Source organism: Pantoea sp. OXWO6B1, from assembly GCF_001641135.1.
In the GTDB taxonomy this organism is placed as follows: Bacteria; Pseudomonadota; Gammaproteobacteria; order Enterobacterales; family Enterobacteriaceae; genus Pantoea; species Pantoea allii.
The window spans coordinates 2,275,289-2,297,723 of sequence record NZ_LWLR01000001.1; the positions used below are offsets into that span (position 1 = coordinate 2,275,289).

The 22,435-nt window shown below is 55.6% G+C and carries 22 protein-coding genes; 19 read left to right on the forward strand and 3 right to left on the reverse strand.

Annotated elements, in window-relative coordinates:
- Nucleotides 1-96 precede the first annotated feature (96 nt).
- The 6 genes from pabC (at nt 97) to ptsG (ending at nt 6,071) form a co-directional block, all read left to right on the forward strand.
- On the forward strand, nt 97-909 hold the full coding sequence (gene pabC / locus A6A26_RS12845) for an aminodeoxychorismate lyase (protein ID WP_216639862.1): 813 nt from the start codon (nt 97-99) through the stop codon (nt 907-909).
- The gene (yceG, locus tag A6A26_RS12850) at nt 909-1,928 is read left to right on the forward strand and encodes a cell division protein YceG (protein WP_063879082.1); all 1,020 of its coding nucleotides are present in this window, start codon (nt 909-911) and stop codon (nt 1,926-1,928) included. The genes pabC and yceG overlap by 1 nt, the downstream gene beginning before the upstream one ends.
- Entirely contained in the window at nt 1,918-2,553 is a 636-nt protein-coding gene (gene tmk, locus A6A26_RS12855) for a dTMP kinase (RefSeq protein WP_063879083.1), read from the forward strand. Before yceG ends, tmk begins: the two co-directional genes overlap by 11 nt.
- Nucleotides 2,550-3,539: a DNA polymerase III subunit delta' gene (gene holB / locus A6A26_RS12860; protein ID WP_063879084.1), complete on the forward strand. Its 990-nt coding sequence runs from the start codon at nt 2,550-2,552 to the stop codon at nt 3,537-3,539. Before tmk ends, holB begins: the two co-directional genes overlap by 4 nt.
- 15 nt (nt 3,540-3,554) lie before the next feature.
- Nucleotides 3,555-4,352, forward strand: coding sequence for a metal-dependent hydrolase (locus tag A6A26_RS12865; RefSeq protein ID WP_063879085.1), 798 nt, complete (start codon nt 3,555-3,557; stop codon nt 4,350-4,352).
- A 282-nt stretch (nt 4,353-4,634) separates the two neighbouring features.
- On the forward strand, nt 4,635-6,071 hold the full coding sequence (gene ptsG, locus A6A26_RS12870; protein ID WP_063879086.1) for a PTS glucose transporter subunit IIBC: 1,437 nt from the start codon (nt 4,635-4,637) through the stop codon (nt 6,069-6,071).
- Nucleotides 6,072-6,190: 119 nt separating this feature from the next.
- Here the strand turns inward: ptsG and A6A26_RS26165 are convergent, their stop codons facing one another.
- Nucleotides 6,191-6,319 carry a hypothetical protein gene (locus A6A26_RS26165; protein ID WP_256393232.1) on the reverse strand — a complete coding sequence of 43 codons (129 nt, stop codon included), beginning with the start codon at nt 6,317-6,319 and terminating at the stop codon, nt 6,191-6,193.
- Between the two features lie 221 nt (nt 6,320-6,540).
- Between A6A26_RS26165 and hinT the strand changes: the two genes are divergently transcribed.
- The 8 genes from hinT to A6A26_RS12910 all read left to right on the forward strand — a co-directional run bounded on the left by hinT (nt 6,541) and on the right by A6A26_RS12910 (nt 12,698).
- Nucleotides 6,541-6,891, forward strand: coding sequence for a purine nucleoside phosphoramidase (hinT, locus tag A6A26_RS12875; protein WP_063879087.1), 351 nt, complete (start codon nt 6,541-6,543; stop codon nt 6,889-6,891).
- Between the two features lie 20 nt (nt 6,892-6,911).
- Nucleotides 6,912-7,283 (forward strand): YcfL family putative periplasmic lipoprotein, encoded by a 372-nt coding sequence (locus tag A6A26_RS12880; RefSeq protein ID WP_063879088.1) that lies wholly within the window; start codon nt 6,912-6,914, stop codon nt 7,281-7,283.
- Nucleotides 7,284-7,293: 10 nt separating this feature from the next.
- On the forward strand, nt 7,294-7,890 hold the full coding sequence (gene lpoB / locus A6A26_RS12885) for a penicillin-binding protein activator LpoB (RefSeq protein WP_063879089.1): 597 nt from the start codon (nt 7,294-7,296) through the stop codon (nt 7,888-7,890).
- Complete coding sequence (thiK, locus tag A6A26_RS12890; RefSeq protein WP_063879090.1) at nt 7,874-8,686, forward strand: thiamine kinase; 813 nt, start codon at nt 7,874-7,876, stop codon at nt 8,684-8,686. The genes lpoB and thiK overlap by 17 nt, the downstream gene beginning before the upstream one ends.
- A 31-nt stretch (nt 8,687-8,717) precedes the next feature.
- Nucleotides 8,718-9,758, forward strand: coding sequence for a beta-N-acetylhexosaminidase (nagZ, locus tag A6A26_RS12895; RefSeq protein WP_063879091.1), 1,041 nt, complete (start codon nt 8,718-8,720; stop codon nt 9,756-9,758).
- Nucleotides 9,759-9,809: 51 nt separating this feature from the next.
- Nucleotides 9,810-10,352, forward strand: a complete 543-nt coding sequence (ycfP, locus tag A6A26_RS12900) for an alpha/beta hydrolase YcfP (RefSeq protein ID WP_063879092.1) — start codon at nt 9,810-9,812, stop codon at nt 10,350-10,352.
- A gap of 211 nt (nt 10,353-10,563) precedes the next feature.
- Nucleotides 10,564-11,868, forward strand: a complete 1,305-nt coding sequence (locus A6A26_RS12905) for an NAD(P)/FAD-dependent oxidoreductase (RefSeq protein WP_074181004.1) — start codon at nt 10,564-10,566, stop codon at nt 11,866-11,868.
- 287 nt (nt 11,869-12,155) lie between these two features.
- On the forward strand, nt 12,156-12,698 hold the full coding sequence (locus A6A26_RS12910; protein WP_063879093.1) for a glycine zipper 2TM domain-containing protein: 543 nt from the start codon (nt 12,156-12,158) through the stop codon (nt 12,696-12,698).
- Nucleotides 12,699-12,906: 208 nt separating this feature from the next.
- Here the strand turns inward: A6A26_RS12910 and A6A26_RS12915 are convergent, their stop codons facing one another.
- A complete protein-coding gene (locus A6A26_RS12915; protein ID WP_063879094.1) occupies nt 12,907-13,389 on the reverse strand; it encodes a MarR family winged helix-turn-helix transcriptional regulator in 483 nt (160 codons plus the stop codon).
- A 57-nt stretch (nt 13,390-13,446) separates the two neighbouring features.
- Here A6A26_RS12915 and A6A26_RS12920 point away from each other — a divergent pair, with 57 nt between their 5' ends.
- Nucleotides 13,447-13,914: a carboxymuconolactone decarboxylase family protein gene (locus tag A6A26_RS12920; protein ID WP_063879095.1), complete on the forward strand. Its 468-nt coding sequence runs from the start codon at nt 13,447-13,449 to the stop codon at nt 13,912-13,914.
- Between the two features lie 146 nt (nt 13,915-14,060).
- Here A6A26_RS12920 and mfd read toward each other — a convergent pair whose 3' ends face one another.
- Nucleotides 14,061-17,510, reverse strand: a complete 3,450-nt coding sequence (gene mfd / locus A6A26_RS12925) for a transcription-repair coupling factor (RefSeq protein WP_063879096.1) — start codon at nt 17,508-17,510, stop codon at nt 14,061-14,063.
- 408 nt (nt 17,511-17,918) lie between these two features.
- On the opposite strand from mfd, the gene lolC reads away from it, so the two are divergent.
- The 4 genes from lolC (at nt 17,919) to cobB (ending at nt 22,038) form a co-directional block, all read left to right on the forward strand.
- The gene (gene lolC, locus A6A26_RS12930; RefSeq protein WP_063879097.1) at nt 17,919-19,118 is read left to right on the forward strand and encodes a lipoprotein-releasing ABC transporter permease subunit LolC; all 1,200 of its coding nucleotides are present in this window, start codon (nt 17,919-17,921) and stop codon (nt 19,116-19,118) included.
- Nucleotides 19,111-19,815 (forward strand): lipoprotein-releasing ABC transporter ATP-binding protein LolD, encoded by a 705-nt coding sequence (gene lolD, locus A6A26_RS12935; protein WP_063879098.1) that lies wholly within the window; start codon nt 19,111-19,113, stop codon nt 19,813-19,815. Before lolC ends, lolD begins: the two co-directional genes overlap by 8 nt.
- On the forward strand, nt 19,815-21,059 hold the full coding sequence (gene lolE, locus A6A26_RS12940) for a lipoprotein-releasing ABC transporter permease subunit LolE (RefSeq protein ID WP_063879099.1): 1,245 nt from the start codon (nt 19,815-19,817) through the stop codon (nt 21,057-21,059). The genes lolD and lolE overlap by 1 nt, the downstream gene beginning before the upstream one ends.
- 145 nt (nt 21,060-21,204) lie before the next feature.
- Entirely contained in the window at nt 21,205-22,038 is an 834-nt protein-coding gene (gene cobB, locus A6A26_RS12945; protein WP_063879100.1) for a Sir2 family NAD+-dependent deacetylase, read from the forward strand.
- The last annotated feature ends 397 nt before the right edge of the window (nt 22,039-22,435 follow it).

The window sequence follows — 22,435 nt, forward strand, 5'->3', positions numbered from 1 at the left end:
GCCCGCAATGCGGGCCTTTTTTCTATTCAGTGGCCCAGAAAAAACGATAAAATCACGGCCATCGCTGAACAACATGCTGACACCGGAGTAAGGGCAATGTGGATAAACGGCACTGAACAACCCCATCTGGCGGCCAGCGATCGCGCCGTACAGTTTGGCGACGGCTGCTTTACCACCGCCGCCGTCTGTCAGGGCAGAATCGTCCTGTTTGACATGCATATGCAGCGGTTGCAGCAAAGCTGTGAACGGTTGTGGCTGAGTGGTGTTGACTGGTCTGAGCTGGCGCAGGAGATGCAACAGGCGGCGAGCGGACATGACAGGGCAGTGCTTAAAGTCATCCTCAGCGCCGGCAGCGGTGGGCGCGGCTACAGCCGCACAGGCTGTAGCGGCCCCACGCGAATCGTCTCGGTATCCGCCTGGCCAGCGCATTATGCAAGGTTACAGCAAACCGGCGTCAAACTGGCCGTCAGCCCGGTACGTCTGGCTCGGCAGCCACAGTTTGCCGGTCTTAAGCACCTGAACCGGCTGGAGCAGGTGATGATTCGTGCCCATCTTGAGCAGACAGACGCTGATGAGGCGCTGGTGCTTGACACTGAAGGTTGGGTGGTGGAATGCTGTGCGGCTAATTTATTCTGGCGAAGCGGCGGCGCACTTTTTACTCCGGCGCTGGATCAGGCGGGCGTTGACGGCATTATGCGGCGGAGTCTGATAGCGGAAATGCGTGCCGCAGGCCAAATTTGTCAGGTGGTACAGGCGGGATTAGCGCAGCTACTGGCAGCTGATGAAATCGTCATATGCAATGCGCTGATGCCCGTATTATCCGTTCGACAACTTGATGCGGTGGAATTCAACCAGCGCACCTTGTTTAACCAGCTACAGGCAAGCTGTAGAAAGATAATGGAAGCATAATGAGCCGAAGCAAAAAAATAATGGTGAGCGTGCTGGTCATCCTGCTCATCGCGGCAGCCGTAAGCTACTGGCAGGTGAAACAACTCGCTGCCAGCCGCTTAACCCTTTCCCAGGAACAGATCTATACGTTGCCGGCAGGGACCGGTCGCGTCGCCTTAGAAGCGCAGCTGGAAAGCCAGCACATCATTCCTCACAGCATCTGGTTTGGTGCATTGCTTAAACTTGAGCCAGAGCTGGCCAAATTTAAAGCCGGAACCTATCGCCTTGAGCCGTCGATGACGGTACGCAGCTTGCTGGAGCTACTGGCCAGCGGTAAAGAGGCACAATTCCCGCTACGCTTTGTTGAAGGTCAGCGTTTGCAAGAGTGGCTGAGCGAATTACGCAAAGCGCCCTATGTGAAACATACGCTGCAGGACGACAAGTACGCGACCGTTGCCAGCACGCTCAAGCTGGACGAAAACGAACTCGAAGGCAGCTTCTTCCCGGACACGTACCTTTATACCGCCAATACCAGCGATGTCGCCTTACTGGAACGCGCGCATCAACGGATGAAAAAGGCTATTGATGAAGTCTGGCAGGGCCGGATGGATAACCTGCCGTATAAAAATGAGCAGGAGATGGTCACTATGGCGTCGATTATCGAAAAAGAGACTGGCGTCAGCGAAGAGCGGGCCAAAGTGGCCTCTGTGTTTATTAATCGTCTGCGCGTGGGGATGCGTTTACAAACCGATCCTACCGTGATCTATGGCATGGGAGCGGCCTATACTGGCACGCTGACGCGCAAAGATCTGGAAACGCCGTCGCCGTACAATACCTATATCATCAGTGGCCTGCCGCCGGGACCCATCGCGATGCCAGGCAAAGCTTCCTTAATCGCGGCCGCCCATCCTGAAAAAACCGACTATCTCTATTTTGTTGCGGATGGCAAAGGTGGGCATACCTTTACCACTAATCTTGCCAGCCACAACAAGGCCGTGCAGGCCTACCGGCTTGAGTTAAAGGAAAAAAATGGACAGTAAGTTTATCGTTATTGAGGGCCTGGAAGGCGCAGGGAAAACCACAGCGCGCGATGCGGTCGTCGCAACACTGCGCGCCAGTGGCATAGAGGACATTGTCTTTACCCGCGAACCCGGTGGCACACCGCTGGCAGAACAGCTGCGCGTGCTGGTCAAGCAGGGCATAGCGGGCGAGCAGGTCACCGATAAAGCGGAACTGCTGATGCTTTATGCCGCGCGCGTACAACTGGTGGAAACGGTGATTAAACCCGCACTGGCGCGCGGTGCCTGGGTGGTAGGGGACCGCCACGATCTCTCGTCTCAGGCTTACCAGGGCGGTGGTCGCGGGCTGGATGCGGAACTGATGCGTACCTTACGTGATACGGTGCTGGGGGATTTTCGCCCTGACCTGACGCTGTATCTTGATGTCACGCCGGAAACCGGATTACAGCGTGCCCGCGCTCGCGGGGAATTAGATCGGATTGAGCAGGAGTCACTGCGCTTTTTTGAACGCACACGTGATCGCTATCTGGCGCTGGCTGCTGCGGACGACAGCATCCTGACGATCGATGCTACCCAGCCGCTTGAGCAGGTGACCCGCGCGCTGCAATCCACCCTGACGGCCTGGCTGGCGGAACAGCAGGCATGAACTGGTATCCCTGGCTAAATCAGCCTTATCGCCAGGTCATTGGTCAGCATCAGGATGGCCGAGCCCATCACGCGCTGTTAGTTAAGGCGATTGATGGTATGGGTGATGACGCGCTGGTGTGGGGAATAAGTCGCTGGCTGATGTGTCTGCACCGTGACGGATTAAAAAGCTGTGGCCACTGTCATGGCTGCCAACTGATGCAGGCAAATACCCATCCTGACTGGTACCGGCTGGAAGCAGAAAAAGGCAAAGCCACGTTGGGCATTGATGCCGTGCGTCAGGTAACGGAAAAAATGTATCACTATGCGCAGCAGGGCGGGGCCAAAGTGGTATGGCTACCGGATGCGGCACAGCTCAGTGAAGCGGCGGCCAATGCCTTACTGAAAACCCTGGAAGAGCCGCCGGCGAATAGCTGGTTTTTTTTGAGCAGCCGGGAACCGTCCCGCCTGCTGGCCACGCTACGAAGCCGCTGCATGGTGCTGACATTGCCACCGCCGGACGAAAACGTGAGTCTGGCCTGGCTCAGAAAGCAAGGCGCGCATGATGAGGCGAACTTACTGGCGGCGCTGCGGCTGAGCGCCGGTGCACCCGGCGCAGCGCTGGCCCTGCTGGAGGACGGACTCTGGCAGGCACGGCAAAAACTGTGCGATTCCCTGGCGAGTGCCCTGCAACAGGACATTCTGCAACTGCTGCCAGCGCTGAACGCTGACAACGGTGCGGCGCGTATCGGCTGGCTGCTGTCATTAATACTGGATGCGATGAAATGGCAACAGGGCGCGAGCCAGTGGCTCACCAACGTGGATCGCCAGGACGTGGTGGCGATGCTGGCGCAGCATTTCTCGCAAACGGCGCTCAATAACAGCGCCCATGACTGGATGCGCTGCCGTGAAACGTTGTTACAGGTTACGGCAGTGAATCGTGAACTCCTGTTAACTGACCGGTTACTGAGCTGGGCGGACCATCTGAAGCCCCATGTACCTGGCTAATTTACTGAGAAAAATATGTTTATTGTTGATTCCCATTGTCATCTCGATGGCCTGGATTATGAAAAAAACCATCACGATCTCGATGATGTTATTGCCAAAGCGGCGGCGCGTGACGTCCGGTTTATGCTGGCGATTGCCACGACCTTACCCGGCTTTAGCACCCTGAAAGCGCTGGTAGGCGAGCGTGAAAATATCGTGCTCTCCTGCGGCGTGCATCCGCTGAACCAGGAAGCGCCGTATGATGTCGAGTTATTCCGTCGTCTGGCCGCCGACCCTCAGGTGGTTGCGCTGGGCGAAACCGGGCTGGATTACTACTATCAGCAGGAAACCAAAGCGCAGCAGCAGCGATCGTTTCGTGAACACATCCGTACCGGGATTGCGCTGAACAAGCCCATTATCGTGCATACGCGTGATGCACGTGAAGACACGCTGGCCATCCTGAAGGAAGAACAGGTCGAACGTTGTGGCGGTGTACTACACTGTTTTACGGAAGATCAGGCGACAGCGGCAAAGCTGCTGGATATGGGTTTCTACATCTCCTTCTCAGGCATTGTTACTTTCCGCAATGCAGAGCAGATTCGTGACGCGGCGCGCTATGTACCGCTCGATCGCATTCTGGTCGAAACGGATTCCCCTTATCTGGCCCCCGTGCCGTACCGGGGTAAAGAGAACCAGCCTGCTTACACGCGAGATGTTGCTGACTATTTAGCGGTGCTAAAGGGCGTGGACATTGAAACCTTAGCGGCAACCACCACCCGGAACTTCTCTGAGCTGTTTCATATTCCAATGAGCCGCCTGACCAGCGCATCCTGATTTATTTCAGGTGCTGTAATAAATACGAAATATTATTGGTTGACCCTGTTTTTTTCATACAGGGTCAATTTTTTTGCCTGAAAAATACTCAATAAAATCACTATTGTTACGTGCTTTAGCGTTCTGATTTGCGAAACGTGATAGCCGTCAAAGTAACGAAGGGTAATTTATTTTACCCTTCGTAATAAATCAAAATGGCGGATAACGCCAACCGGTAAAGCACCTCCCTCTTTACCACGCGCGCTGCGCGAAAAACGCACACATACTCAGGAGTTTCACGCTATGTTTAAAAACGCTTTTGCCAACTTACAAAAAGTTGGTAAATCGCTAATGCTACCGGTATCGGTTCTGCCGATCGCCGGTATTTTATTAGGTGTGGGTTCAGCCAATTTCAGCTGGTTACCTACGGTTGTCTCGCATGTCATGGCGGAAGCGGGTGGATCGGTCTTTGCCAATATGCCCCTGATTTTCGCCATTGGCGTGGCACTGGGCTTTACCAACAACGACGGGGTTTCAGCCCTGGCCGCGGTTGTCGCTTACGGCATCATGGTGAAAACCATGGCGGTGGTGGCACCTTTAGTGCTGCATCTTCCTGCGGCGGAAATTGAGGCGAAACACCTTGCCGATACCGGGGTGCTGGGCGGCATTATTGCCGGCTCCATTGCCGCGTATATGTTCAACCGTTTCTATCGCATTAAGTTGCCTGAATATCTGGGCTTCTTTGCCGGTAAGCGCTTTGTACCGATTATCTCCGGTCTGGCGGCGATTGCGATGGGTCTGGTGCTGTCGTTTATCTGGCCTCCGGTCGGTTCCGCGATTCAGGACTTCTCCCAGTGGGCGGCTTACCAAAACCCGGTAGTGGCATTTGGTATTTACGGCGTAGTTGAGCGTGCGCTGGTGCCATTTGGTCTGCACCATATCTGGAACGTTCCCTTCCAGATGCAGATTGGTGAGTACACCAATGCCGCAGGTCAGGTATTCCACGGTGATATCCCACGCTATATGGCGGGTGATCCGACTGCGGGTAAACTTTCCGGTGGCTTCCTGTTCAAAATGTACGGCCTGCCTGCCGCGGCGATTGCTATCTGGCATTCCGCCAAACCTGAGAACCGTGCCAAAGTGGGCGGTATCATGATCTCCGCTGCGCTGACCTCGTTCCTGACCGGTATTACCGAGCCAATCGAGTTCTCGTTCATGTTCGTTGCGCCAATCCTGTATGTCATTCACGCGCTTCTGGCAGGTCTGGCATTCCCTATCTGTATCCTGCTCGGTATGCGTGATGGCACCAGCTTCTCGCACGGTCTGATCGACTTTATCGTCCTCAGTGGTAACAGCAGCAAAATCTGGCTGTTCCCTATCGTCGGTATGATTTATGCCGCAATTTACTACACCGTTTTCCGTGTCCTGATTGTTAAGCTGGATCTGAAAACGCCAGGACGTGAAGACAGCGCAAGCGAACAGTCTTCTTCAGCGACCGGTGGTGAAATGGCGGGCAAACTGGTGGCTGCATTCGGTGGTAAAGAGAACATTACTAACCTTGACGCCTGTATCACGCGTCTGCGCGTCAGCGTCGCCGATGTGAGCAAAGTGGATCAAACTGAACTGAAAAACCTCGGTGCGCGTGGCGTCGTGGTGGCAGGTTCAGGTGTTCAGGCGATTTTCGGCACAAAATCCGACAACCTGAAAACCGATATGGATGATTACATCCGTAGTATGTAAAAAGGCGTAGTGCCGTTTTACACCGCGATAACCGCGTTGAGTCACTGCTCAACGCGGTTTTTTTTGCCATTTGGATAGAGGATCTGAAAGAAGGCCGTGCTAACCGGCTCTCAGGGGGATCAGATGGCTTCGCGAGTCACAAATTTTGCCGTGGTCTGCAATAGCTGGTCCGATAACAGTTGCAAATTTGCGGTCGCCGTCGCCGTTTCTTCCACCCGCGCCGCATTTTGCTGTGTATCGCTGTCCATCTGCGCGACAGCAATAAGCGGCCAGGCAGGCAATAAAAGAAAGTGTGAAAATTAGGGCGGAAGGCGGCGAGAAAAGGGGGGAAATAGTTTTCGCGCCCAGGCAAACCGCGGAATGCGTTAAACACAGCCAGTTGGTATAAGAAAAAACAGCCTGAGGTTGAAAGAAAACGAATTTCTCCCGCATACTGAGGTATTACCCTCCAGGCTAAAGGAATTGCTCTATGGCTGAAGAAACGATTTTCAGTAAAATTATCCGTCGTGAAATTCCCGCCGACGTGGTGTATCAGGATGAACTGGTCACGGCCTTCCGTGATATTTCACCTCAGGCGCCCACGCATATCTTGATTGTGCCCAATATCCTGATTCCGACCGCCAATGATGTTGAGGCGGCACACGAGCAGGCACTGGGAAGGATGTTCACGGCTGCCGCGAAGATAGCCCGTGAAGAAGGCATTGACGAGCAGGGCTATCGCCTGATCGTTAACTGCAATAAACATGGCGGTCAGGAAGTTTACCATATCCACATGCATCTGGTGGGCGGCAAGCCGCTTGGCCCGATGCTGTCACACTGATCCCTTAAGGGAACCTTGCTATGCGTTCATGGTTGATCTGCCTGCCTGTTGTGCTGCTGAGCCTTACCGGTTGCAGCAGCGATAAACCGATGATTAATACGTCGCAGTCGCTGGTGATGGAGTCCTCGGTGCTCTCGGCGGGCATTATTACTGACGAGCCGACGCTGGATGACCACGACGGTCAGAAACGCGCCAGCAGCGTACTCTACAATCAGCGTGAAACGCCGGTGGTTGTGCATTATCGTTATTACTGGTACGACGACAAAGGGCTTGAAATAACGCCGCGTGAACCCGCACAGATCGTCACGGTTCCCCCGAACGGAAGCATTGCTGCCGTCTCGCAACTGGGTAACCTGACGGCCAGCAAGGTTCGTCTCTATATCTATCTCTGAGGACTGTTACGTGATTCGCAGTGTTAATCGTACTGGCGCGCTGTTGATGGCGCTTATTCTTTCTGGCTGCGTGCTAAAACAGCAGCAACCTGCCCCCGTTGAACCCACTCAGCCTGTGGAGCCGGTTCAGCCTGTTCCTCAGCCGGAACAACCGGTACAGCAACCGCAACCTGTTCCACAACCGCCTAAGCTGGTGACCATTAACTGGGATGCCAGCGTTGAGCCGTTGGTTGCGCAGATGGTTCGTGCCGCCACCGTTACACCGGGCAGCGTGTTACTGGTCGATCGCATCAAAAACAGCACCAATGGTGCATTGCAGGGTGAAAAGGCAACGAACGCTATTCAGAACGCGCTGAATAACAACGGTAAGTTCAGCCTGGTGTCATCAGAACAACTGGCGCAGGCGAAACAAACGCTGGGGCTGTCGCCGGACGACAGCCTGAACTCGCGCAGTAAAGCGATTGGCCTGGCCCGTAACCTGAACGCACAGTACGTGCTGTACAGCACGGCGAAGGGCGACGTAAAAGCACCGACCTTACAGATGCAGCTCATGCTGGTACAGACGGGCGAAATTATCTGGTCTGGTGACGGTGTCGCCCAGAATTAATGCGGCGTTTCTGCAACTGATCACGGCAACTATCGGTGAGCAACAGGTCACTGTAACGCCGTTAGCGGGATTAACCGGGCAGAGCTGTCACATCGTCACTCAGCAGGGACGACGTCTTCTCCGTCCGGCGCCACAGCCGCCGATACCTTTTGTTAATCGCCAGCGCGAAGGGCGGCTACTGCGTAAATTACGGCCCAGCGGTCTGGTGCAGGCTCCGCTGGCAGCTAACCGCCATGGCATTATTCTGCCCTGGCAGGAGGGCGAGGTCATGAGCGATGCCGGGTTTCGTGCCGGGCGGCGTCAGGTCCTTGCGCTACTGCAACAGCTTCATCAGCAGCCGCTCACCGGTTATCGTTTATCTCTGTTGCCCTTGCTCTGGCAATACTGGCAGCGTTGCCAGCAGCGACATCATCGCTGGCTGCGTCAGCTACAACGGTTAACGCAGCAAGGCGAGCCGCGGCCATTACGGCTTGCTCCTCTGCATATGGACGTGCATCCCGCTAACCTGATTCAGTCAGAACAGGGGCTGCACCTCATTGACTGGGAATATGCCGCAGACGGCGATGTGGCGCTTGAGCTGGCCGCCGTCTGTTTGTCGGACCCGACTCAACAGATCTACTGGCTGCGTGACTATGCGGCGCTCATGCAGTTACCGCTGGCCTCACTGCAGCGGCAGGTTTCACGCTGGCAGCCCTGGCTGCATCTGTTAATGGCCAGTTGGTATCAACTGCGCGCTGAACAGAGTGGCGATGAGCATTTACAACAGCTGGCTCAACAGAGCTGGTCACAGATTTAACGGCGTTACGCCGAGAGACAGGATTCAGGTTATGACAACACGTTTTCCCGGCCCCTTAATGCTGGACGTTGAAGGTTTCGAACTGGATGCGGAAGAGCGCGAGATCCTCCGCCATCCGCTGGTGGGGGGACTGATATTATTCGCCCGTAACTATCACGATCCCGCTCAGTTGGCGGAACTGGTGCGTCAGATTCGTGCGGCCTCGCACACACGTCTGGTGGTGGCGGTGGACCAGGAAGGCGGACGCGTACAGCGTTTTCGTGACGGTTTTACTCAGTTGCCAGCCATGCAGTCTTTTGCGGCGCTCAATGATATGACCACGGCAGGCGAGCTGGCTCAGCAGGCAGGCTGGCAGATGGCGGCCGAAATGATCGCCATGGATATTGATATCAGCTTTGCCCCGGTGCTGGACATCGGCCATATCAGCGCCGCCATCGGCGACCGCGCCTTCCATGAAGATCCGGCTATTGCGCTGGCGATGGCGCGACGTTTTATTGCCGGTATGCATGAGGCGGGGATGAAAACCACCGGGAAGCATTTTCCCGGTCACGGGGCGGTCAGCGCAGATTCCCATAAAGAGACGCCGCGTGATGACCGCAGTGAAGCCGTACTGCGTGAGCACGACATGGCGATATTCCGCACGCTGATTAGTGAACAGGCGCTGGACGCCATTATGCCCGCGCATGTGATCTATACAGAAGCCGATCCGCTGCCTGCCAGTGGCTCGCCTTACTGGCTGAAAACGGTGCTACGTCAGGAGCTGGGTTTCAAGGGCGTGATTTTCTCTGACGATCTCTCAATGGAAGGCGCGGCGGTAATGGGCAGCTATGCTGAGCGTGCACAGCAGTCGCTGTCTGCTGGCTGCGACATGATTCTGGTCTGTAACGATCGCCAGGGCGCGGTGAGCGTAATGGATAATTTGACCTTGATCGAGGCGGAACCGGTTGTGCAGTTGTACCATCGGGGCACCTTTAGCCGGGACAGCCTGAAGGCCAGTAGCCGCTGGAAACACAATGCACAGCAGTTGAGTGCACTGCAGGAACGCTGGCTGGCGCATAAAGCAGCCTTGTAACGCCAGGCGGTAAACACAGGTTGCCCGGCATGATGACCCTTAAGGATAACCATGATTATTTATCTCCACGGTTTTGACTCCTCAAGTCCGGGCAACCATGAAAAAGTGCTGCAACTGCAGTTTATTGACCCCGATGTCAGGCTCATTAGTTACAGTACGCGTCATCCCAAACATGACATGCAGTTTCTGCTCAAAGAAACCGATAAAATCCTCAGCCTGAGCGATGACCCAAGCCCGCTTATCTGTGGTGTCGGACTGGGCGGATACTGGTCAGAGCGAATTGGTTTTTTATGTGCGATTCGCCAGGCCGTTTTCAATCCCAATCTGTTCCCACATGAAAACATGGAAGGCAAAATAGACCGGCCGGAAGAGTACCAGGATATCGCCACCAAGTGCGTGAGTGACTTTCGTGAACGCAACCGTGACCGCTGCCTGACGATTTTATCCCGCCATGATGAGCTTCTCGACAGCCAGCGCACCGCTGCCTTGTTAGATCCTTACTATCCGATTGTCTGGGACGAAAGCGAAAGCCACAAGTTCCGCAACATCTCGCCGCATCTGCAACGTCTGAAAGCCTTCAAAACTGCGGATTAACATATCAGGCACCCAGGCGGTGCCCGATCGCCTGACCGGTCCTGCCAGGAACTGTCTGCTAAATTTGATGTACATCAATTTTCTGAGGCTCCGCTCTGCCCGCCATGCTATTCTGCCTGCAGATAGCGAAATTATGTCGCCAACCCTATGTTTATTAAGGTTTAATTTAACCATTGATTAACTTTTGGTTCACATTTTAAGGGGGTCTTTGTTGACTACATCTGTTAAGAAAATTGTTATTGTGGGCGGTGGTGCCGGCGGCCTGGAAATGGCCACGCAGTTAGGGCATAAGCTGGGACGTAAAAAGAAAGCCGAGATTATCCTGGTCGACCGTAACCACAGCCATCTGTGGAAGCCGCTGCTGCACGAAGTGGCGACCGGATCAATGGATGAAGGCATTGATGCCCTGAGCTATCTGGCGCATGCCCGTAACCACGGTTTTCAGTTCCAACTGGGCTCGTTGACCAACATCAACCGTGAGAAAAAAGTCATCCAGTTGGCCGAAGTCGTCAACGCTCAGGGCGAAGTGTTAGTGCCTGAGCGCGAGCTGGCTTACGACACGTTAGTGATGGCGCTGGGCAGTACCTCAAACGACTTCGGCACGCCGGGCGTTAAAGATCACTGCATCTTCCTCGACAGCCCGCAGCAGGCGCACCGTTTCCATAATGAAATGCTCAACCTGTTCCTGAAATTCTCTGCCAGCGAAGGTGCGGTAGAGAAGGTTAACATTGCGATTGTCGGCGGAGGCGCAACCGGCGTTGAACTCTCGGCAGAACTGCACAATGCGGTTAAGCAACTGCACAGCTACGGCTACAAAGCGCTGGGCAGTGAGGCGCTGAACGTCACGCTGGTGGAAGCGGGCGAACGTATTCTGCCAGCCCTGCCGCCGCGCATTTCGTCCGCGGCACATCAGGAGCTGTCCAAACTTGGCGTGCGCGTAATGACACAAACGATGGTGACCAGCGCGGAAAAGTTGGGCCTGAATACCAAAAGCGGCGAGTTTATCGAAGCGGACTTAATGGTCTGGGCGGCGGGCATAAAAGCCCCTGACTTTATGAAAGCGATCGGCGGACTGGAAACCAACCGCATCAACCAGCTGGTGGTGAAAGAGACGCTCCAGACCACCCTGGATGAAGATATCTACGCTATCGGCGATTGCGCCTCCTGCGCCTTACCCGGTGGGGGATTTGTGCCGCCGCGCGCCCAGTCCGCTCACCAGATGGCTTCCTGTGCGCTGCATAACATCCTGTTGCAGTATCAGGGCAAGCCACTTAAAGCGTATGTCTACAAAGACCATGGTTCGCTGGTGTCCCTGTCACGCTTTAGCACCGTTGGAAGTCTGATGGGCAATCTGATGCGAGGTTCCATGATGATAGAAGGGCGCATTGCCCGGTTCGTCTATATCTCTCTCTACCGTATGCACCAGGTGGCGTTGCACGGTTATATTAAAACCGGGCTGATGATGGTGGTAGGCAGCCTTAACCGGGTCATTCGTCCCCGTTTGAAACTTCACTAAACGCATCAGTAAGATTGTTTTTAACCCGCTGATTTTACTATTAACTTTCCTGAAGATAATGAAATCAGCGCGGTATTTTAGCCTGTATCGACTGCTCAGAACTCTCCTAAAAGGTGGCACTAAGCCGTCCTGCACGATTTTCTTCCCATTATCTGATATTGCAAAAGCTTTACATCTGTAAAACTTATCTCAACCAAACGGCGAGTCGCGCACGTCGGTTCTGCCAGAGCTGTAAGGGATATCCCAGCGGCAGGAATGCGCGGTAACACTTTCAGGAGGAACTTCCTGTGAATAAATCAATGTTAGCGGGTATCGGTATTGGCGTGGCAGCGGCACTGGGTGTTGCCGCCGTAGCAAGCATTAACGTGTTTGATCGCGGTCCTCAATACGCACAGGTGCTGTCAGCAACACCTATTAAAGAATCGATTAAACAACCGCGTCAGGAGTGTCGTAACGTGACGCTGACGCACCGTCGTCCGGTTCAGGATGAAAACCGTATCGCCGGTTCAGTACTGGGTGCGGTAGCCGGTGGTGTTCTGGGCCATCAGCTCGGCGGCGGTCGTGGACGCGACGTCGCAACGGTAGCCGGTGCGCTTGCGGGCGGTTATGCGGGCAACCAGGTTCAGAGCGGTATGCAGGATCGTGATACTTACACGACCTCTGAACAGCGTTGTAAAACCGTATACGACAAACAAGAAAAAATGCTGGGCTATGACGTCACCTACAAGATCGGCGACCAGCAGGGTAAAATCCGGATGGAAAACGATCCGGGTACGCGTATCCCGGTAGACCGTAACGGACAGTTAATCCTGAACGGCGATAAAGCATAAGGGACAAGGGCAAAGATTGCCGCATTGCGGTCACACAGCACAGTATGAAACCCAAAAGCGCATCCCTGGATGCGCTTTTTTTATGGCTGAGGATTGTGCGTTAACCGAAAAGGTTGCCTGATTCGCCAGCCTCACGGCGCGTTAAAAAACCGTTGCCAGCACGGTTCTGCGATGAGCCGAAGCGGGATCAGCCGGGATAACACAGCCTTCACTCCTTTTTAGTCGGCAAGGTCGCAACATTAACCAGCCAGCGCCGCACGGCCACCTCATCCTCAGGGGACAACCCGGACAGCAAACCGGCCTCTGCCGACTGCACGGCGGCTTTACTGCGTGCCAGCACCTGCAATCCGTCATCCGTAAGACCAATGATCTGGATTCGGCCATGCTCGTCGTGAGGACGACGGTGGATCATGCCTGCCCGCTCAAGGTTGCTGACAATCACACTCATTGTCTGCGGCGTCAGTAGCGACAGCCGGGCCAGCTCCGCGCCCGATGCACCCGGATAGGCGGCGAGCATGGTCAGTACCGAAAACTGGGGCAGGGTAAGGCCGGTGGCTTTTAAGGCATTTTCCATCCGTATCTTGTGAACAGCATGTGCCTGGCGGAGCAGGTAGCCAATGTGGCCTTTCGTGCCTCGCATACCTTCACCGGGGCCTGGCAGCGGCAGATTGTGCGATCCTGACTTGCGCATAATATAAGAACTCTTATATTGTTGTTCGAGTTCTTATATTAACAGACAGGATTATTTATGACATCGCATTCTCACAACCGAAGTGACTGGTCCACGTTTGAGCGGGCGGCGCCGGAGGTTGTCGCTGCCCTGAGCATGCTGGGCAAGGCGGTTGATAACGCTGGCCTGGATAAGTCATTGACTGAATTGATTAAGCTCCGGGCGTCACAGCTTAATGGCTGTGCCTTTTGCCTGCAGTTTCATCTCAACATAGCGCGTAAAACAGGGCTGGCTGCGGCTAAAATCGATCTGGTGGCGACGTGGCGTGATGCAGGCATTTACACCGAGCGTGAAGCGGCGGCGCTGGCATGGACCGAAGCATTAACCCTCATGTCACAACAGCCGGTGCCGGACGCGTTGTACGATAACCTCAGCACCCTGTTTACACCGCAGGAGGTGATGTTCCTGACCTCGGCAATTGGGGCCATCAATGCCTGGAACCGTATCGCAGGTGCGTTGCAGTTTGCCCCGCCGCTGGCCCGATAAAGAAGATTCGGGCAGCGCCTTACACGCGCAATTTCTGTGAAAGCCGCACAGGCTCAATAACTACGCGGGAATTCAGGCAAAAAAAAGCCGCCTTTGATTAAGGCGGCTTTATGCACGCACTGCGGTGCTGTTCGCCATGTGGCGGGCTAGGAGGCGATACGGTTTTCCATTAGCTGGGACATAAACGACTGCACCCACTCCATCCGCACCTTGCGTTCTGCCAGTTCACGGGTGAAGCGCAGGCGCGTCGGGCCTTCAAGCTTCCACTGCCGCGCATCTTTTTGCAGCAGGCCGATCAGCCAGGCCGGGTCCACACAGTTCTGCGGCGCGAAATCGAAATAGCCACCTTTATCGCTGGCTTCGATTTTACGCACGCCAAGAGCCTTGGCTTTCATCCGTAATACGGCGATATCCAGCAGATTACGGGCCGGATCGGGCAGCAGCCCGAAGCGGTCAATCATTTCTACCTTCAGCTCCTGCAACTCATCTTCTGCTTCGGCACTGGCAATGCGTTTATACAGTGACAGGCGAGTATTGACGTCCGGAATAAAGTCTTCCGGCAGCAGGGCGGGCATCCGCAATTCGACTTCCGTCTGATTGCTGGTGAGATCTTCCAGTGACGGTTCCCGACCCGCTTTCAGGGCATCAACCGCATTTTCCAGCAGTTCCATATAGAGTGAAAAGCCCAGGGTTTCCATCTGACCACTTTGCTCTTCGCCCAACAGTTCCCCGGCACCACGAATTTCCAGATCGTGCGTGGCCAGTGCAAAGCCTGCGCCCAGATCCTCCAGTGATGCGATGGCTTCCAGACGTTTTTGCGCGTCGGTTGTCATGGCTTTCGGGTGCGGGGTCAGCAGCCAGGCATAAGCCTGATGGTGTGAGCGGCCCACGCGCCCACGCAACTGGTGCAGCTGCGCCAGCCCGAAGTGGTCGGCACGCTCAATCACAATGGTATTGGCGGTTGGGATATCAATACCGGTTTCAATGATGGTGGTACACACCAGGACATTGAAACGCTGATGATGGAAGTCGTTCATCACCCGCTCTAGGTCGCGCTCGCGCATTTGCCCATGACCGATGGCAACCCGTGCTTCTGGTACCAGTTCCGCCAGCCGCTGAGCGGCTTTCTCAATATTTTCGACATCGTTGTACAGGTAATAAACCTGCCCGCCGCGCAGGACTTCACGCAGAATCGCCTCACGGATGACCAGATCGTCATATTCCCGCACAAAGGTTTTTACCGCGAGTCGGCGCGCGGGCGGTGTGGCGATAATGGACAGATCGCGCATCCCGCTCATCGCCATATTCAGCGTACGCGGAATGGGCGTGGCGGTCAGCGTCAGGATATCGACATCGGCGCGCATCGCCTTAATGCGTTCTTTGTGGCGAACGCCGAACCGATGCTCCTCGTCCACAATCAGCAGGCCCAGATCGTGCCACTTGATATCGCTCATCAGCAGCTTATGGGTGCCGATAAGAATATCGATCTTGCCTTCGCTGGCTTCCTGCAATATCTGATTCTGCTCTTTGGCGCTGCGGAAGCGGGACAGCATTTCGATACGCACGGGCCAGTTGGCGAAACGGTCGCGGAAGTTATCATAGTGCTGCTGCGCCAGCAGCGTGGTCGGCACCAGCACGGCAACCTGCTTATTGTTTTCCACCGCCAGGAAGGCGGCGCGCATAGCCACTTCCGTTTTACCGAAGCCCACATCGCCGCACACCAGACGATCCATCGCCAGCGGCTGGCACATATCGCTCAGCACGGCATTGATGGCCTGGGCCTGGTCGGGCGTGGTTTCAAACGGGAAGCTTTCGCAGAAGAGCTGGTACTGCTCGCGGTCGTGCTTAAACGCATAGCCGGTTTTTGCCGCGCGCTGCGCGTAAATATCCAGCAGCTCGGCGGCGACGTCACGCACTTTCTCGGCGGCTTTCTGGCGGGCGCGTGACCAGGCATCACTGCCCAGCTTATGCAGCGGCGCGTTTTCATCGGCACCGCCCGCATAGCGGCTGATTAAGTGCAGCGAGGAAACCGGCACATACAGCTTGGCATCGTTGGCGTAGGAGAGCATCAGGTACTCCGCCTGTATGCCGCCCGCTTCCAGCGTGGTCATGCCGATATAGCGCCCCACGCCATGCTCAAGGTGCACCACCGGCTGACCGGGGTGCAGCTCCGCAAGGTTGCGGATCAATATGTCCGGATTAATGGTGCGACGCGTATCCTGACGGCGACGGATGATGCGCTCGCCCAACAGATCGCTTTCACAAATCAGCGCCAGGTTGCCTTGTGTATCCACAAAGCCACGCTCGCTGGCACCGATCATCAGGGTATGCTGCCCAGCGCTGACTTCATTCAGATGATGAATCGGCTTGGGGCGCACTTTAATCCGCGCCAGTAGCTCTTGCAGGCTTTCGCGGCGACCTTCGCTTTCCACGGAGAACACCACACCGCCGCTGAACTGCTCCAGGAACTGGCGCAGGTTATCCAGCGGGGCTTTCGCCTGCGCCTGAACCGATAAATCCGGCAGGGATTCATAACCAAGGTTGGTATTGGCGGCTTTCGCTGGCAGAACGTCGTGGGTCATACGGATGCGCGGCCAGGCTTTCAGCTCGCCCATTAATGCATCCGGGCGCAGCCACAACGTGGCAGGCTCAAGTAGCGGACGCATGGGGTCAACACGGCGATTTTCATAGCGCGCGTTGGCATCATTCCAGAATCGTTCTGCCCCGCCTTCCAGATCACCACAGTTAACAATCAGGGTGTTGTCGGGCAAATAGCTAAACAGCGAAGGTAAAGGCTGTTCAAAGAACAGCGGTTGCCAGTACTCGATACCGGCGGGCAGGGTGCCTTTGCTCACCTGCTGATAAACATGCTCGGCCTCACGGCGCACATCAAAAATTTCACGCCAGCGGCTGCGGAACAGCTCAATGGCGTTCTTATCGCTGGGAAATTCATGAGCCGGCAGCAGATTAATCGCGGGAACGGCTTCCAGCGTGCGCTGGCTGTCGACGTCAAACAGGCGCAGGCTGTCGATTTCGTCATCGAAGAAATCAATGCGGTAAGGTTGCTCGCTGCCCATTGGGAACAGATCGAGTAAAGCACCACGGGTTGCGTACTCACCGTGCTCCATCACCTGATCCACATGGCGATAACCCGCCTGCTCAAGCTGATCGCGCAGGCGATCGCGTGACAGTTTCTGGCCCTGTTGCATGACCAGTGCATGACCGTGCAGGTAGCTGTGCGGACAAACGCGCTGCATCAGCGTGTTCACCGGCATAATCAGCATGCCGCGCTGCAGGGTGGGCAGTTGGTACAGGGTGGAAAGGCGTGCCGAAATGATGTCCTGATGCGGCGAGAAGCTGTCGTAGGGCAGCGTCTCCCAGTCCGCGAGATGCGCGACCGGCAAGTCGGTAAACTGACGGATCTCGTCCAGCAGATGCAGGGCGGTTTGTGTATCGGGTGTGATCATTAACACCGGACCAGCATGGCGCTCGGTAATGCTGGCACACTCAACCGCGTGCGCAGCGCCAGTCAGCTGGCCGAGCTGGCGGTGATCGCCAGATTTCACGGGCAGGGTATAGCGAGTCGGTTCGGACATGAGATCTCGAGGTTGCTCCATTTTTACCAGGGCGTAATCATTCCATAATACGCCATGGGGATCACCTCTGCGGGAGATTTTTTCTACCGCTTCGCCTTAAAGCAGGCGTGACTAAAGGGTTGCTGTGTGTAAATCTTTTTTGCGAACAACGTTCGCAGGAAAGTCAAACGGGTACATCAGAGTAACGTTCATTGCCGTCATCTCTTTACGGTAATGATTATATCGGCTCTCACGCTGCATCATCGTACGATTAACATCATCTTTATAGGCTAATCCTGTGCATCAACCCGCTGATAACCTATTCTGATACAACTTTGCAGCAGACTCAGAGGGTTAGAGGTTTCATAAAGTGAGCCGCTCCTTTATCATCCTCTCTACTTATTTTCCAGCAACTGTACATTGGATTCCATGTATCAACCTGTCGCGCTATTTATCGGTCTGCGCTACATGCGCGGAAGAGCTGCAGACCGTTTCGGTCGCTTTGTCTCCTGGCTCTCCACCATTGGTATCACGCTTGGCGTGCTGGCAATGATTACTGTGCTGTCTGTGATGAATGGTTTCGAGCGAGAGCTTGAGGGCAACATCCTGGGCCTGATGCCGCAGGCGCTGGTGACCAGCGACAAAGGCAGCATTAATCCTCAACAATTCCCGGCATCCGACCTGAAGCTTAAGGGGATTAACCGCATCGCGCCGTTAACCACGGCGAACGTGGTGTTGCAAAGCTCACACAGCGTTTCGGTTGGCGTGATGTTAGGCATTCAGCCGGATGAAAAAGACCCGCTGACGCCTTACCTCGTGAACACGCAGCAAAGCGTGCTACAGCCGGGGCAATACAAGGTGATTCTGGGTGAACAGCTGGCCGCGCAACTGGGCGTCAAACGGGGTGACATGCTGCGCTTGATGGTGCCGTCCGTCAGTCAGTTTACACCGATGGGCCGCGTACCAAGCCAGCGTCTGTTTACCGTTGCCGGAACCTATGCGGCTAACAGTGAAGTCGATGGTTACCAGATTCTGGTTAATCAGCAGGATGCCTCACGCATCATGCGTTATCCGGCGGGGAACATTACCGGCTGGCGGCTGTGGCTGGATAAACCGTTACAGGTTGACAGCGTCACTCAGCAGGCCTTACCGCCAGGCATGGTGTGGAAGGACTGGCGCGAACGCAAAGGGGACCTGTTCCAGGCCGTGCGCATGGAGAAAAATATGATGGGGCTGCTGCTGAGCCTGATCATTGCCGTTGCCGCCTTTAACATTATTACCTCGCTGGGCCTGCTGATTATGGAGAAGCAGGGCGAAGTCGCTATCCTGCAAACGCAGGGATTAACCCGCCGTCAGATTGTCGCCGTCTTTATGGTGCAGGGTGCCAGTGCCGGCATCATCGGCACGCTGCTCGGTGCGCTGCTTGGCGTGCTGTTAGCCAGCCAGCTTAATCATCTGATGCCGGTCATTGGCCTGTTCCTGGATGGCGCGGCGCTGCCCGTCGATATCAATGTGTGGCAGGTCGTCACTATCGCCTTTAGTGCAATGATTATTGCGCTGCTTTCTACGCTTTACCCTTCATGGCGCGCCGCCGCCGTCCAACCCGCTGAGGCTTTACGCTATGAGTAACTCTCCTTTGTTGCAGTGCCGTGACCTGTGCAAACGCTATCAGGAAGGCAGCGTGCAGACCGACGTGCTGCGCAATGTGACCTTTGATGTGCAACCCGGTGAACTGATGGCGATTGTCGGCAGTTCGGGTTCAGGGAAAAGTACCTTGTTGCACCTGCTGGGCGGGCTGGATGCGCCCACCTCGGGCGAAGTGGTGTTTGACGGTCGCTCACTCAACGGTATGTCATCGTCTGCCAAAGCGGAGCTGCGCAACCGCGAACTCGGGTTTATCTATCAGTTCCACCATCTGCTGCCGGACTTTACCGCGCTGGAAAATGTCGCGATGCCGTTACTGATTGGCAAAGTGACCAAAGGCGAAGCGCAAACCCGCGCGCGGGAGATGCTGGCGGCCGTGGGGCTGGAACATCGCGCCGCGCATCGCCCGTCAGAACTCTCCGGGGGAGAACGCCAGCGCGTGGCTATTGCCCGTGCACTGGTTAACCGCCCGCGCCTGGTCATGGCCGATGAGCCGACCGGTAACCTGGATGCCCGCAACGCCGATGCTATTTTCGAACTCTTAGGTGAGTTGAATGTGCGTCAGGGCACCGCGTTTCTGGTGGTGACGCACGATCTGCATCTGGCGAAACGCATGTCGCGGCAGATGGAGATGCGTGACGGTCAGTTAAGCGACCGGATTATCCTTGCAGGAGCTGTCTGATGGGATCGTCGTTATCGCTGCTGTTGGGGCTGCGTTTTAGCCGTGGCCGCCGTCGGGGAGGAATGGTTTCACTGATCTCCGTTATTTCAACCATCGGGATTGCGCTGGGCGTGGCGGTATTGATCATTGGTCTCAGCGCCATGAACGGATTTGAGCGTGAGCTAAACAAGCGCATTCTGGCCGTCGTGCCGCACGGTGAAATCGAAGCCGTCAATCAGCCTTTTCAGCGCTGGCAGTCGATGATTGCGCCCATTGAGCAGGTTCCCGGCATTGCGGCGGCAGCACCCTACATTAACTTTACCGGACTGATTGAAAGTGGCGCAAAGATGGAAGCGCTGCAGGTTAAAGGGGTTGATCCCGCGCAGGAGCCGCGTTTGAGCGCGCTTCCGCAGTTTGTCACTGACAATGCCTGGTCGACCTTTGCGCCGGGTAAAAAGCAAATCATCCTGGGTGGCGGCATTGCGCAGGCGCTTAACGTTAAGCAGGGCGACTGGATCACCATCATGATCCCGAATAATGATGGCGATAATAAGCTCCTGCAGCCCAAGCGTATCCGGCTGCAGGTCAGCGGCATTCTGCAGCTGAGCGGCATGTTGGATCACAGCCTGGCCTTAGTGCCGCTTGCTGACGCACAGCAATATCTGGATATGGGCGACAGCGTCACCGGCATTGCCCTGAAAATGAACGATCCCTTCCAGGCGTCAAAACTGGTACGGGCGGCCGGAGAAGTGACGCACTCTTACGTCTATATCAAAAGCTGGATTGGCACCTACGGCTATATGTACCGCGATATCCAAATGATTCGCGCCATCATGTATCTGGCGATGGTGCTGGTGATTGGCGTTGCCTGTTTCAACATCGTTTCCACGCTGGTTATGGCGGTGAAAGACAAGAGCAGCGACATTGCCGTACTGCGCACGCTGGGTGCCAAAGACGGGCTGATCCGCGCCATTTTTATCTGGTACGGCCTGCTGGCAGGCTTACTGGGTAGCGTAAGCGGTGTGGTGGTCGGCGTGCTGGTGGCGCTCAACCTCACTTCGCTGATGAAAGGGCTGGAATCCCTGACCGGTCACCATTTGTTAGCGGGCGATATCTACTTCATCGACTTCCTGCCGTCTGAATTACACTGGCTGGACGTGTTTTCGGTGCTGATTACCGCTATTGTGCTAAGCCTGCTGGCGAGTTGGTATCCGGCGCGGCGCGCCAGTCGTATCGATCCCGCTCGCGTGCTGAGCGGACAGTAAGCGCGTCATGCGGCACCCTGGGCGTCGCATGACTGATCCGCGCTGACAGCAGGGCGAATTAACGTTACACCGATCACCGGGCCCGATTGCCCTAAATATATTGACCCGCGGTGGCTTTTTTTTTGCGACCGCACCAGGAGACTTTATGCGTACACCTCGTCGCCGTTTACGACTTGCCCGCCTGAAGAAAACGCGCCGGAAAGTGCATCAGCGCTTTCGTCAGCGTATTTTCGAACGCGATCGCCAGGCCGAGCTGGCGGCGCACCCGTTGCCGCGAATCGTTGTCTTAACGGGTGCTGGGATATCTGCAGAATCGGGCATCAACACGTTTCGTGCCGCCGACGGATTGTGGGAAGAACACCGGGTTGAAGATGTCGCCACGCCGGAAGGCTTCCGGCGCGATCCGGCCCTGGTCCAGCGTTTTTATAACGCTCGCCGCCAGCAGTTACAGCAGCCGGAAATTCAACCCAATGCCGCCCATCTGGCGCTGGCCGAGCTGGAGCAGGTGCTGGGCGATAATTTTCTGCTGGTCACGCAGAATATCGATAATTTGCATGAGCGCGCGGGCAACAGCCGCGTGCTGCATATGCACGGTGAACTGTTAAAAGTGCGCTGTGCCAGCAGTGGTCAGGTTATCGACTGGCAGGAAGATGTGACGCCAGACGATCGCTGCACTTGCTGTCAGTTTCCCTCGGTGCTGCGTCCGCACGTCGTCTGGTTTGGTGAAATGCCGCTCGGCATGGAAGCGATCTACCAGGCGCTGGAGCAGGCGAACCTGTTTATCGCCATTGGTACCTCGGGCCATGTCTATCCGGCCGCCGGGTTTGTCCACGAGGCAAAACTGCAGGGCGCCCATACGGTAGAGCTGAACCTGGAGCCCAGCCTGGTTGGCAATGAATTTGCCGAAAGTCACTATGGGCTGGCCAGCGACGTGGTGCCTGCCTTTGTACATAAACTGTTGCACGGGCTACACAAATAAAGCATCACGCCACGGAATAAACAGCGGACCGTTCGCCCGCTGTTTATTCCGTTTCCGGTAGCATTCCGTCATTCTCTGTTTTCCTGATCGCCTCAGCGATACCGCCATATCATGTTGTTATCGCTCGCGATGATTCGGTTTACGCCGTGCTTAACCTGTCCCTGTTCAGCTCACGTTCTGCGCGCGGTGAAACCGGCCCTGTTTTCGCGCCGTTGGACCACAACAGGCTGTGGCGAGGGAAAACCTGAGCAACGTGCCGCAAAAAAACAGCCATTGCAGGGTTTTTTATGCCCGTTGGCATTCTTAATTTGCCGCAGCAGGGCTAACCTGAACGATAATGATTTGACGCAACGCGACCTCTTGCCCGTCTGTTAATAATAATTGGCGGCAATTTTTA

What these genes read in the sequence shown, in the direction of transcription:
- pabC (WP_216639862.1), top strand. Translation starts at nt 97, where the DNA reads ATGTGGATAAACGGCACTGAACAACCCCATCTGGCGGCCAGCGATCGC.
- yceG (WP_063879082.1), top strand. Translation starts at nt 909, where the DNA reads ATGAGCCGAAGCAAAAAAATAATGGTGAGCGTGCTGGTCATCCTGCTC.
- tmk (WP_063879083.1), top strand. Translation starts at nt 1,918, where the DNA reads ATGGACAGTAAGTTTATCGTTATTGAGGGCCTGGAAGGCGCAGGGAAA.
- holB (WP_063879084.1), top strand. Translation starts at nt 2,550, where the DNA reads ATGAACTGGTATCCCTGGCTAAATCAGCCTTATCGCCAGGTCATTGGT.
- A6A26_RS12865 (WP_063879085.1), top strand. Translation starts at nt 3,555, where the DNA reads ATGTTTATTGTTGATTCCCATTGTCATCTCGATGGCCTGGATTATGAA.
- ptsG (WP_063879086.1), top strand. Translation starts at nt 4,635, where the DNA reads ATGTTTAAAAACGCTTTTGCCAACTTACAAAAAGTTGGTAAATCGCTA.
- A6A26_RS26165 (WP_256393232.1), bottom strand. Translation starts at nt 6,319, where the DNA reads ATGGACAGCGATACACAGCAAAATGCGGCGCGGGTGGAAGAAACGGCG.
- hinT (WP_063879087.1), top strand. Translation starts at nt 6,541, where the DNA reads ATGGCTGAAGAAACGATTTTCAGTAAAATTATCCGTCGTGAAATTCCC.
- A6A26_RS12880 (WP_063879088.1), top strand. Translation starts at nt 6,912, where the DNA reads ATGCGTTCATGGTTGATCTGCCTGCCTGTTGTGCTGCTGAGCCTTACC.
- nagZ (WP_063879091.1), top strand. Translation starts at nt 8,718, where the DNA reads ATGACAACACGTTTTCCCGGCCCCTTAATGCTGGACGTTGAAGGTTTC.
- ycfP (WP_063879092.1), top strand. Translation starts at nt 9,810, where the DNA reads ATGATTATTTATCTCCACGGTTTTGACTCCTCAAGTCCGGGCAACCAT.
- A6A26_RS12915 (WP_063879094.1), bottom strand. Translation starts at nt 13,389, where the DNA reads ATGCGCAAGTCAGGATCGCACAATCTGCCGCTGCCAGGCCCCGGTGAA.
- A6A26_RS12920 (WP_063879095.1), top strand. Translation starts at nt 13,447, where the DNA reads ATGACATCGCATTCTCACAACCGAAGTGACTGGTCCACGTTTGAGCGG.
- mfd (WP_063879096.1), bottom strand. Translation starts at nt 17,510, where the DNA reads ATGTCCGAACCGACTCGCTATACCCTGCCCGTGAAATCTGGCGATCAC.
- lolC (WP_063879097.1), top strand. Translation starts at nt 17,919, where the DNA reads ATGTATCAACCTGTCGCGCTATTTATCGGTCTGCGCTACATGCGCGGA.
- lolD (WP_063879098.1), top strand. Translation starts at nt 19,111, where the DNA reads ATGAGTAACTCTCCTTTGTTGCAGTGCCGTGACCTGTGCAAACGCTAT.
- lolE (WP_063879099.1), top strand. Translation starts at nt 19,815, where the DNA reads ATGGGATCGTCGTTATCGCTGCTGTTGGGGCTGCGTTTTAGCCGTGGC.
- cobB (WP_063879100.1), top strand. Translation starts at nt 21,205, where the DNA reads ATGCGTACACCTCGTCGCCGTTTACGACTTGCCCGCCTGAAGAAAACG.